At 70.3% G+C, this 10,874-nt stretch carries 7 protein-coding genes; 2 read left to right on the top strand and 5 right to left on the bottom strand.

All coding sequences use genetic code 11. From position 1 onward, the window contains the following. Positions 1 to 165: 165 nt before the first annotated feature. Both ACIA5D_RS42175 and ACIA5D_RS42170 read right to left on the bottom strand, forming a co-directional pair. Positions 166 to 1,035, bottom strand: a complete 870-nt coding sequence (locus ACIA5D_RS42175) for a hypothetical protein (protein ID WP_396036229.1) — start codon at positions 1,033 to 1,035, stop codon at positions 166 to 168. A 66-nt stretch (positions 1,036 to 1,101) separates the two neighbouring features. Continuing rightward, on the bottom strand, positions 1,102 to 6,477 hold the full coding sequence (locus tag ACIA5D_RS42170; RefSeq protein ID WP_396036227.1) for an RHS repeat-associated core domain-containing protein: 5,376 nt from the start codon (positions 6,475 to 6,477) through the stop codon (positions 1,102 to 1,104). A 182-nt stretch (positions 6,478 to 6,659) separates the two neighbouring features. Here ACIA5D_RS42170 and ACIA5D_RS42165 point away from each other — a divergent pair, with 182 nt between their 5' ends. Next, on the top strand, positions 6,660 to 7,415 hold the full coding sequence (locus tag ACIA5D_RS42165) for a GNAT family N-acetyltransferase (RefSeq protein ID WP_396036225.1): 756 nt from the start codon (positions 6,660 to 6,662) through the stop codon (positions 7,413 to 7,415). Between the two features lie 80 nt (positions 7,416 to 7,495). Here ACIA5D_RS42165 and ACIA5D_RS42160 read toward each other — a convergent pair whose 3' ends face one another. From ACIA5D_RS42160 to ACIA5D_RS42150, 3 genes are all read right to left on the bottom strand, one after another. Continuing rightward, positions 7,496 to 8,152 (bottom strand): tetratricopeptide repeat protein, encoded by a 657-nt coding sequence (locus ACIA5D_RS42160; protein WP_396036223.1) that lies wholly within the window; start codon positions 8,150 to 8,152, stop codon positions 7,496 to 7,498. Positions 8,153 to 8,226: 74 nt separating this feature from the next. Then, entirely contained in the window at positions 8,227 to 8,961 is a 735-nt protein-coding gene (locus ACIA5D_RS42155; protein ID WP_396036221.1) for an SDR family oxidoreductase, read from the bottom strand. A gap of 43 nt (positions 8,962 to 9,004) precedes the next feature. After that, on the bottom strand, positions 9,005 to 9,793 hold the full coding sequence (locus ACIA5D_RS42150; protein ID WP_396036220.1) for an alpha/beta fold hydrolase: 789 nt from the start codon (positions 9,791 to 9,793) through the stop codon (positions 9,005 to 9,007). A gap of 100 nt (positions 9,794 to 9,893) precedes the next feature. On the opposite strand from ACIA5D_RS42150, the gene ACIA5D_RS42145 reads away from it, so the two are divergent. Continuing rightward, complete coding sequence (locus ACIA5D_RS42145; RefSeq protein ID WP_396036218.1) at positions 9,894 to 10,733, top strand: NAD-dependent epimerase/dehydratase family protein; 840 nt, start codon at positions 9,894 to 9,896, stop codon at positions 10,731 to 10,733. Positions 10,734 to 10,874: the final 141 nt, after the last annotated feature.

Below are 10,874 nucleotides of genomic sequence, written 5' to 3'. Positions count from 1 at the left end.
TACGCCCAAGTCCTCGACGTCTGCGACCGAGTCAACCTGCTCCAACACGGCACCATCACCTTCGACAAACCCACCTCGGAGGTGACCCTGGAGGAGCTGACCGAGCTGGTGGTAGCCGAGTACCGAGCCCGCCGCCGCGGCGGGAGCCAGACACCTTGAGCGGCATCAGGTCAGTTGTGGGAAAGGCGATCCGGGCGGGACCCTGCGGAAGGCCGTGCCCGGGTCTCGGATGATGCGCAGCGGGTAGCCCTGGTAGCAGATGTACTGGCGGTCGAGCAGGACCGGCCGGTACAGCTGTTTGGCGGCCGCGAGACGGGTGTCGTCGAAGTCGGTGATGGGCGCGGGATCCCGTACGAGAAGGCCGTCGCCCAGCGGGACCACGACGAAGTCTGCCGCCTCCGCGCGTTGCCGGAGATCCGGCAGGCGGGCCAGGTGGCCGGCCGTGAGCAGCGTCGCCCAGTAGTAACCGCGCACGTGGTCGCGGGTGTGCCGGACCATCTCGTGCGGCAGGACGTCGTACCAGAGCTCCCACGCCGAGCTGTGCAGCCCGGTGCGGTCCCAGGTGACCGCCGCGGTACGCAGGCCGCGCTGCCGCCCGATCAGATCCAGCAGGGACTCGGCGGTCGAAGGGGTCCACAGCTGCGCCGAGCTCGCCGAGACACCCTGGCCGGCCGAAGGATCGGACGGGACCGCGTCGAGGGCGAGCGACAAGCGGCGGTCCTCGGCGTCGGCGAACGAGATCTGCAGCATCTCGACCCGGCCGGTCCGCAGCGCCGCCATCACCCGGTCGAGGGTGTCGCTGGTCCACGTGTCGGTGCCCGTGGAAGGTTCGCGGGACAGCGCCCAGCCCGCCGCGACCGGACGCACGCCGGGCGCGGTGGCCGCCAGGTCGTCGAGCAACTGGGGGAACACCTCGGCCAGGCCGGCGTGGCCGTAGTCGAGGTAGAGGGCCAGCTGCGGCGGCGGGGCGGGGGCCCGGCCCCGTTCGTGGACGAAGTAGTCGACCGCGTCGAACTCCGCCTGCGGCATCTCCATGTGGACCACCTCCCGAAAGGACCGCGCGGCCCGGGACGATACCCCGGGCCGCGCGTCACCGTCGAACTACCAGGACATTGCCCAGCCGAACAGGGCGACCGCCGCCCCGACCAGGATCTCCTCGGGCAACAACACGATGACCAACGCCACCACCGCGACCGCGGCGACGATCAGCAGCGCGTCCTCCAGGAACGACCCGGCGATCACCGGTTCGTCCACCGGCGCCTGCACGGGTTTGTCAGCCGGACGGGCGGTCGGTTCCTCGGTCGGCTCCTCCGTGGCGCCCGGCGTGGGGCGTCCGGTGGGCTTGCCGGTCGGTACCGGCGGTGGCGGGACCCGGAAGTAGTAGATGATCCCGGATGCGTTGGCCGGATCGGTGGTCGGCCGGGCCCCCGGTCGCGCCCAGGACGCCCAGTCGACTCTCGAGAAGATCGTCAGTGTGCCCCGCGAGTCGACCCGGCTGGCCGGCACGATGTCCGGGCCCGGGCGCGGGTTCGGCCAGCCCGCCGCGTTCAGGGAGCGCAGGTAGCGGTTGACCTGGTTGGCGTTGAAGACTTCGCGGATCGGCTGGGTGCGGTGACCGGCCGAGAGCTGGTCGGTGCCGTGCTTGACCTCCCACAGCAGGGTCTGCGCCCCGAACCGCGCGATGATGTCGGGGCAGCTCTTGGCGGGCTCGCCGGGCTGCGGGTCGAACGTCGGGATGCAGATCTCGGTGCTGATGCCGCGCAGCTGCCGGCGGCCGGGCACGTCGGCGGCGTAGACGTTCCACGGGCCGTACCGGGGATCCAGCTGTTCGAGGGCCAGTTCCTCGGCGGCGTCGTGGTCGGGGTCCGAGCTGGCGCCGGACGGGTCGCGCAGGACCGTGGGCCGGCCCTCGACGTAGCCGTACGTGGAGGCCGCGCCCGCCCGAAGCGGCCGGGCGACCGGGTCGGTGCTGCCGAACCGGCCGGTGGACGGGTCGTAGGTGCGGGCCGGGAACGAGTACTGCGCGCCCAGCTGGCCGTCCTGGTAGCCGCCGGCGAACTTCACCGGGTTGTCGGTTCCGGCGCCGACGATCGAGGAAGCTGTCCCATTCGTGCGGACATTTCCATAAGGGTCGTAATCGTACGCCGCCAGCACGGCCCCGCTGTCGTCGAGCACATCGGCGACGCCGTTCAGCCAGTCCGGCACGTAGCTCGCGGCGCCGTCCGACGTGAGCATGGCCAGCGGCGAGGTGCCGGCGTCGGTGAGGAAGCCCCGCGTCGTGCTGGAATCCCCCTTGCTGATCGTCTCGAGCGCGAGCGACGGGATCGTGCCGTTGATGTCGTGCTTCCAGGTGCGGGTCGCCACGTCGGCGCCGGCGCCCGAGATCGCGCCGATCTGCAGGCCCTGGCCGTCGTAGCTGAAGCTGACCTGCTTGCCGCCGACGGTCGCGGACGCCATGGTCTTGTCCAGGTTGTAGGCGAACGAGTCCGGCCCGGCTTTGATCATGTTGCCTTGCGAGTCGTACTGGAACTTGATCGTGCTGCCGCCGGACTTCTCCGGGTTGTAGGCCTCCACCAACTGGTCAGCGTCGTCGTAGGAGTACTTCGTCGTGCCGGAACCGGCGGTGCCGGTCAGCTTCTGAGTGAGGCGGTTGCCGGCCCCGTCATAGCTGTAGCTGACCGAGTCGGCGCATCCAGAAGCGTTGTAGCAGGCCGACGTCACCCGGTTGGCCGCGTCGTAGCCGTACCGCACGTCCTGCGTCGCGGCGCCCCGGGTGGTGGTGATGGCGGTCGGGTTGCCGGCCGGGTCCCGGGTGATCTGGTAGCGGGCGAGCACGTCGCCGCCCTGGGTGGTGTTGAGATCGTCGAGCCGCCCGGCCCGGTCGTAGGAGCGCTCGGTGACCGCGCCCGGCATCGTCGTCTTCGTGAGCCGGCCCGCGACGTCGTACCCGAAGGACCAGCTGACACCACCGGCCGCCACCCCGTCCGAAGCGGACAGCGAGGTCATCTGGTTGGCGTCGTTGAAGGAAGCGGCGATCTTCGTGCCGTCCGGCCAGGTGCGCGACGTGACGTTGCCGTCGGCGTCGTAGCCGTACGAGAAGTCCTGCCCGTCCCGGCTGACCCGGGTGAGCTGATCGTCCGCGTCGTAGGACATGGTCCGCAGCCCGTTGGCGTCGGCCATGCTGGTCATCCGGTTGTCGGCGTCGTAGCCGTACGCGTAGATCAGGCTGCCGGCGCCCTGGTCCTGGCCGACCTGGCGGCCGAGCAGGTCGTAGGTGTTGACGATGCTGCGCCCGGCGGTGTCGTCGCCGTTGAGATCGTCGCCGTGGCCGGGGGCGGTGTAGCGGATCATGTTGCCCTCGGCGTCGTAGGCGTAGCTCGACGTGCGGTCGATCCCGTCGGTCACCGTGGCGACCCGGCCGAGCGCGTCGTAGCCGTACCGGCCGAGGTGCCCGTTGGGGTCGATGCGCCTGACCACGTGGCCGACGCGGTCGTACTCGTACTTCGTCGTGGCCTTTCCGGGAGCGACGACCTTGGTGAGCCGGTTCGCGTCGTCGTAGCCGAGCGTGGCGGTGTTGCCGTCGCGGTCGGTGTTGCTGACCACCTTGTTCACCGCGCTGTAGCCGAACTTCGTGGTCGCGCCGAGCGCGTCGGTCACGGTGGTGAGATTCGAGGCCGGGTCATACGCGTACGTGGTGGTGTAGTCGGCCGCGTTCGCCCCGTCGGCGTTGCCGCGCGCTTCGACCGCCGCGGCCACCCGGCCGTCGTCGTCGTACGTCCACGTCGTCTTCCCGCCGGTCCCGGTGGTCCGGGCGATCGGGTTGCCGGCCGCGTCGTAGTCGGACCGGAGCGTGCTGCCGCCCGCGGTGGTGACCGCCGTGGGCCGCCCGTTGTCGTCGTACGTGTAGGAGGTCTCCTGCCCGAGCGGGTCGACCGTCGAGGTCACCTGGTGGTTGTTGTCGTACTTCGTGGTGGTGACCTTGCCGAACGCGTCGGTGCTGGTCACGCCCCGGTTCATCTCGTCGAAGCCGGCGTCGACGGTGACGAACCCGCCGCCCGGGTAGGGCCGGCGCGCCCGTACGAGGTTGTTGTTGAAGTCGTACGTGTAGGAGGTGGTGAACTGGGCCGCGTTCGCGCCCTTCACGTTGCCGCGCGGGGACACCACGGTCGACAGGTTGCCTCGGTTGTCGTACGCGATGGTGGTCCTGCCCCCGAGGGCGTCGGTGACCGACGAGCGACGACCGGCCGCGGTGTAGGTGTACTCGCTCTTCGACCCGGTCGGATCGGTCACGCTCGCGGTCCGGCCGATGACCTTCGTGTACGTGTACGTCGTGGCGTTGTCGAGCGGATCCACCGCGCGCGACAGCTGGCCGAGGTCGTCGTAATCGGTGATCCACGGCTGCCGCTTGCCCGGGTCGTACGTCTTGCGCAGGCGATCGAGGTTGTCGTAGACGTACCGTGTGGTGAAGTCGTCCCGGTCCGCGCCCGCGACGGTGCCGCGCGGGTCCGTCTCGCTGACCGGGCGGCCCACCTGGTCGTACCCGAAACCGGTCTTCTCCCCCCGCGGGGTGGCCCGCTCGGTGAGGTTGCCGGCCGCGTCGTACGTGAAGGTGGTCTTCTCGTTCCTGGGGTCGGTGACCGCGGTGACCAGGCCACGGTCGTCGACGGTCAGGATCGTGGTGTTGTCGCCGAAGTCGGTGATCCGCTCGATCTCGTCGAAGGCGTTGTAGCCGTAGGTCGACGTGTTGCCGAGCCCGTCGGTGTGCGATGTCAGGTTGTTGTGCGGGTCGAAGGTGTTGCCGACCGTGTAGTTGAACGGCTCGGGCGCGGCCTGGCTGATCATGTTGCTGGCGCCGTCGTACGCCGACACCGTCTGGTTGCCCTTCGCGTCCACCAGCAGCGTCGGATCGATCTGCTGGTCGTAGCGCTGGTTGGTGGTGTCGCCGTTGCCGTTCTGGCTGTACACCAGCACGTTGCCGCGGTAGCCGTCGAAGTAGACGACCCCGTCCGGGTCAGTGGTGGTGGCCTCCTGCTTGCCGGCGTTCCAGGAGAACGTGGTGACCTTGCCGAGGGCGTCGGTCTGGCTGATCACCCGGTTGTTCTGATAGGTGGTGCTGACCTGGGTGCGCTGCTCGGGGTCGATCACCCGCGACAGCAACGTGCCGATGTACTGGTATTTCCAGGTATTTCCATCAGCGTCGGTCGCCGCGGTCATCTGCCCGCCGGTGTAGCCGTATCGGACGTTTCGCCCGTCCGGCAGGCTCATCTTGCGGATCAGGCCGTCGCTGCCGAGGTCCACGGTGACCACCCGCCCGGCGGCGTCGGTGATCGTCTGCTGGGTCGCGGTGTAGGCGAGCGTGAGGCCCAGCCCGCGGCTGTTCTTCACCGAGGTGAGCCGGCCCGAACCGTCGAACGCGTAGGTGATCTGCGCCGGCGTGACCAGCTTCCAGCCGGCGCCGGTGGCGCTCAGATTCGAGCGCACGCCGGCCGGCCGCTTGAAGGAGCCGTCCTCGTTGCGGGTGTAGGTGACCTGGGCGCCGTCGTCGGCACGCACGGTCACCGCGGTCGCGTCACCGGCCGGCGGGATGACCCGCACGTCGTAACTCCACGCCCAGCCCAGGCCCATCGATCCGGCGCCGGTGTTGGTCGACGAGTAGCGGCGCACGGCGTTGAAGGTGACGCCGAAGCCGGCCATCCGCAGGTCGTTCGAGGAGAGCGTGAACGAGCCGGTGCCGGTGTTCACGCCGCCGCCGCGCACGGCCTGCCCGACCGCGGTCGGGTGCAGCACGTTGCCGCACGCGCAGCCGGCGGCCTGGTCGGCCGGGATGGCGGGCGGGTCGATCGTGGCCCGCGCCTTGGCGTTGGCGGTCGGGTCGGAGACGACCTCGGCCGCGTCCTTCTTGGTCACGGTGACGGTCGCGAAGTACTCGTGCCCGTCCTCGAGCACCCAGCCGTCGGTCGCGCCGAACGTGCGGCAGAAGTCGCGGGGCGTGGTGCATCTGACGAGGTCGGCCGCGCCCAGTGGCGCCGATTCCTGCGCGGTGCCGGTCGCCGGGTCGTAGACGGTCGCCTTCCAGGTCTGCCAGTCCGCCGTGTCGTCGGAGTCGAAATACAGCACGAGCGACGTGTCGGCGATCGCGAACCCGGACCGCAGCAGCACGTCCCGCGCGCCCGCGCCCGGCGTCGTCGACGCGTCCAGCGCCCGGATCTGTGGCTTCGCTCGCCTTGTTGTCGCGACATGCTCCGGCTTTCCCGAAGCCTTGATCCCCGGGGGTACGACCGGAGGCCGCTCCCCTTTGGCCAGTCCGTGCCCGGGCGTCGAGGAGATGGGCAGCGCGCGGTCGACCGGACCCGGCCCCGCCGGGGCCACGACGGGCTTCTTCGGTTTGGCGTCGGGCGCCTCGGCCGACGCCGGCGTTGCCACCAGGAATTGCGCGAGAGCGAGAAGTGCCGCGGGCGCGGCAAGCCGTCTCAACATCACTTACCCCCGTAGTTAGCGATGGACGTCGATAGATGTTTCCCCTCCCATAGATCGAGATCTATGAAGTGTCGGAACCCCGATTTCCTGGCCGGTTCTGCCCGCTTTTGTCCGGGACGGGGTTGCCGCCGGCCGCCGCGATTTGCCACGGTGTTCTTTTGCCGACGCGCCGGGGGTCCCCCATGACCACGCGTGATCTCGCCCGCCGGGCCGCCACCGACCTGTCCACGCTGCTCGCCGCCGAGAGCCGCGCCGGTTTTGCCTGGCAGCAGCGCATGTGGCAGATAGCCGCCTGCCTGTCCGCCGACGCCACCGACGACGAGGCCCTGAGCGCGGCCCGATCGCGGTTCGAGGCGGTGTATTCGCGCCTGGCCGGCTTCCGGCTGTCGCCGAGCGCCGACCCGTCCACCCACGAGCGGCTGGCCACGCTGACCGCCCGCCTGCACGACCTGCTGCACATGCCGCCGGTCACGCTGCGCCGAGCCCGCGCCGCCGACGCCCCGCGCATAGCCACGATCTGGCAGGCCGGCTGGCGCGACGGCCACCTCGGCAACGTCCCCGACGAGCTGATCGCGGCCCGGACCCCCGACTCGTTCCGCGCCCGCGCCGCCGGCCGCGTCCCCGACACCACCGTGGTCGAGGTGGGCGGCGTCGTCGCCGGCTTCGTCATGGTCGTGGCCGACGAGGTCGAGCAGGTGTACCTGGACGCCTCGTTCCGCGGCGGCGGCGTGGCCGACGTCCTGCTGACCGAGGGCGAGCGCCTGGTGGCCGCCAACGGCCACGAGACGGCCTGGCTCGCCGTGGTCCCCGGAAACGCGCGGGCCCGCCGCTTCTACGAGCGCTCGGGCTGGAAGGACGACGGCAGCTTCGACTACGTGGCCACCGGCATCCGCGTGCCGTGCCGCCGCTACATCAAGCCGGTCGCGCCCGCGCTCTGACCGCGGCTGAATCAAGGCCTCCGCCACCGACCAGTGCCACCGGCAACAATGCTGTTCAGGTCGCGGCGCGCGGAGAAGCGTCAACCGGGGAAGGCCTCCCGGGGCGGCACGACGCGACCCTGGGCGTACTCCGCGGCGAATGCCTCCTCGCCCAGCGCGTCCACCGCCGCGGCGCGGACCGATGCCAGCTCGGCCGCGTCGTCCGGGTCGGGGACCTGGCCGAGCGCGGCGAACGCGCTGTCGGCCACTCCCGTCATGAACGCGGCCCGGCGATGCTCGCCCTCGGCCGACGCCAGAGCCGCGCCCGCCACGCAGATGTACGGGACGAACGCGTCCCAGCCCTCGCGGAACACCTCCCGCCGCCCCGCGGCGAACAGCTCCCGGGCGACCTCGACGTTGCCCAGGCGCAGCTCGGTGAAGGCCAGGTTGTGGTACTCCGAGTTGACCGTCTCGGCGTTACCCAGCGACCGGTTGAGCGCGATGCTCGCCTTGTACAGGTCGCGGGCGCGGAGCAGGTCGCCGCTCAGCCGGGCGACCGCGGCCAGAACGTGCCGGGGTCGCTCCTCCAGGCGGCGGTCGCCGGCGCGCATGGCGGCCACGAGCGCCTCGCCGGCCAGCCGCTCGGCGCCGGGCAGGTCGCCGCCGCGGGCAGCGACCCGCGACAGTGCGTAGAGGGCCTCCACCTCGTTCGGCCGGTCGCCCGTGGCGCGGGCGCGGGTGAGCTCGGCCTGGCTCATCCGCACCACCTCGTCGCTGTCGCCGCGACGGAAGGCGGCCCGCACCCGCTCGGCGAAAGCCGGCCCCTGAGGACTCAGATCGCGCCGCCGTTCACGTAGAGGACCTGCCCGTTGACCCAGCGGCCCGGGCCGGCCAGGAACGCCACCACCTCGGCCACGTCGCCGGGGTACGCGAGGCGCTCCAGCGGAGGCTCGGCCGCGATCCGGGCGATCAGCTCGTCGGACTTGCCGGTCAGGAACATGTCGGTGGCCGTAGGCCCGGGCGCGACGGTGTTGACCGTGATGTCGCGGCCGCGCAGCTCGCGGGCCAGGATCAGGGTCATCGCCTCGACCGCGCCCTTGCTGGCCGCGTACGCCGTGTAGCCCGGCCGCGCGAAGCGGGTGATCGAGCTGGAGAAGTTGACGATCGCGCCGCCGGGGCGGACCCGCAGGGCGGCCTGCTGGTCGACCACGAAGGTGCCGCGCACGTTGGTCCGCAGCACCCGGTCGAGGACGTCGAGGTCGAGCTCGGCGAGCGGGGCGAGGGGCATGATCCCGGCGCAGTGCACGACCACGTCGACGCCGCCGTACCGCTGTTCGGCCTGGTCGAAAACCGACCGGATCGCGATCTCGTCGGCCACGTCGGCCTGCACGGCGAAGACCTGGGCGCCGGTCGCGGAGATCTCGGCCACGGCGGAGTCCGCGGCGGCCTTGTCGCCCGCGTAGTCGATCACCACGGAGTATCCGTCGCGGGCGAGCCGCTCGACCACCTCACGGCCGATGCCGCGCGAGCCTCCGGTAACGATCGCGACTCTGCTCGGTTCACTCATGTGATGACTGTGACCGGAGCCACGTGCGGCAGCATCAGTCAAATTACTTGTCTTTCAAGAAATCCAGCACGACGGCCGGGAACAGCGGCGACATGAAGAGGTTGTAGTGGGTCACGCCGGGCAGGATCGCCAGCGCGTGACCGCCCGCCGGACGGCCCTCGCCCTGCCAGCCGCCGTCGCGCAGACCACCGTCGAGCAGCTTGAACACCTCGGCGAAATGGCTCGGCGGGCACATGTCGGCGTCGCCGGCGACGATCATCGTGGGGACCGAGAGCGCCCGGACCTGCTCGGTGAAGTCGAAGTCCTTCGCCATGGCCGCGCCGATCTTGTCGAGCAGGCGCGGGAAGTCCTCGGGGCGCGGCGCGACCCGCTGGTACAGCTCGTACATCGGGGTTTCCTTCATGAACTCGGCCGCGGCCGCGCCCACCTGTCCCTGCTGCGCAAGAATCTCCGGGTATGTCGCGTCGCGCCGGATGCCCGCCGACGCCGCGACGAGACGCCCGACTTTCTCCGGGTGGTGGAAACCCACCTGCATGGCGACCCCGCCGCCGAGCGAATAACCCACGACATCCGGCCGGTCGAGACCCAGGTGGTCGATCAAGGCCGCGATGTCGTCGCCCATGACGCGTACGTCGAGAGGCCGATCCACGTCGGCGGTGCGGCCGTGCCCCTGCAGGTCGGGCAGGATGAGCTGCCGGTTCGCGGCGAACGCGGGCAGGATCGGGGTGAACATCTCGCCCGAGCCGAGGCCGCCGTGCAGCAGGACCAGCGGGCGGCCCTCGCCGTAGGTCTCGTAGTAGAGGTTGATGCCGTTCACGTCCGCGTAGCTCATCTTTCCGCTCCTCGCTTGGATTGTTGCCGGTACAGACCGGCTCGTGGTCCGGAACTCATCGCTAGGCTTTCTCTCGATCAAGACTTTTTCGGGAGGCATCATGCGGATCGCGGTCACCGGTGGCACCGGCAAGCTCGGCCGGGCCGTCGTCGCCGGGCTCAGGGCGAGCGGCGACGAGGTGATCAACCTGGATGCGGCGGCGCAGCGGCCCGACATCCGGATCGACCTCACCGACTACGGTCAGACGATCGAGGCGCTCACCGCGATCGACGACCGGTACGACAGCATCGACGCGGTGGTGCACCTGGCCGCGATCCCCGCGCCCGGCATCACCGGCAACGCGGCGACGTTCCAGAACAACATCATCGCCACCTACAACGTCTTCGCCGCCGCGAAGGCCGCCGGCATCACGAACGTGGTGTGGGCGTCGAGCGAAACCGTCCTCGGCCTGCCGTTCGACACCCCGCCGCCGTACATTCCGGTCGACGAGGAGTATCCAGCCCGCCCCGAGTCGCGCTACTCCCTGGCCAAGCATCTCGAGGAGACGATGGCGGCCCAGTTCTGCCGCTGGAACCCCGACCTGAAAATGATCGGCCTGCGTTTCTCCAACGTCATGGACGTCGAGGACTACGCCGAGTTTCCGTCCTTCGACGCCGACCCGCAGCTGCGCAAGTGGAACCTGTGGGGCTACATCGACGCCCGCGACGGCGCCCAGGCGGTGCGAAAGGCCCTCGACTACCAGGCGACGGGCGTGGAAATTTTCGTCATCGCCAACGCCGACACCGTGATGAGCCGCTCCTCGGCGAGCCTGGCGGCCGAGGTCTACCCCGGCGTCGAGGTGCGCAAGGAACTCGGCGAACACGAGACCATGCTGTCGATCGACAAGGCGAAGAGGCTTCTGGGGTACGAGCCACAGCACAGCTGGCGCCACCACGTCTGAGATGTCGAGTGTGGACGTCTTGAAGGTTTGGGGTGGTTTTCGTACGATCCGGGACAGCCCACGGATCGGGACATCGCGTTGCCTCAGGCCGACAGAGAAACTTTCGCCGCTCGTATCGCCCGGGTTATCGGGGTGTTCCGG

This window comes from Actinoplanes sp. NPDC051513 (assembly GCF_044454685.1).
Classification (GTDB): domain Bacteria; phylum Actinomycetota; class Actinomycetes; order Mycobacteriales; family Micromonosporaceae; genus Actinoplanes.
Note: the sequence above shows the minus strand (reverse complement) of the source record. Positions and strands in the feature narration are given on the sequence as shown.

Excerpts from the sequence above, each read along its gene's own strand:
- ACIA5D_RS42175 (WP_396036229.1), bottom strand. The coding sequence starts at position 1,035 with ATGGAGATGCCGCAGGCGGAGTTCGACGCGGTCGACTACTTCGTCCAC.
- ACIA5D_RS42170 (WP_396036227.1), bottom strand. The coding sequence starts at position 6,477 with ATGTTGAGACGGCTTGCCGCGCCCGCGGCACTTCTCGCTCTCGCGCAA.
- ACIA5D_RS42165 (WP_396036225.1), top strand. The coding sequence starts at position 6,660 with ATGACCACGCGTGATCTCGCCCGCCGGGCCGCCACCGACCTGTCCACG.
- ACIA5D_RS42160 (WP_396036223.1), bottom strand. The coding sequence starts at position 8,152 with ATGAGCCAGGCCGAGCTCACCCGCGCCCGCGCCACGGGCGACCGGCCG.
- ACIA5D_RS42155 (WP_396036221.1), bottom strand. The coding sequence starts at position 8,961 with ATGAGTGAACCGAGCAGAGTCGCGATCGTTACCGGAGGCTCGCGCGGC.
- ACIA5D_RS42150 (WP_396036220.1), bottom strand. The coding sequence starts at position 9,793 with ATGAGCTACGCGGACGTGAACGGCATCAACCTCTACTACGAGACCTAC.
- ACIA5D_RS42145 (WP_396036218.1), top strand. The coding sequence starts at position 9,894 with ATGCGGATCGCGGTCACCGGTGGCACCGGCAAGCTCGGCCGGGCCGTC.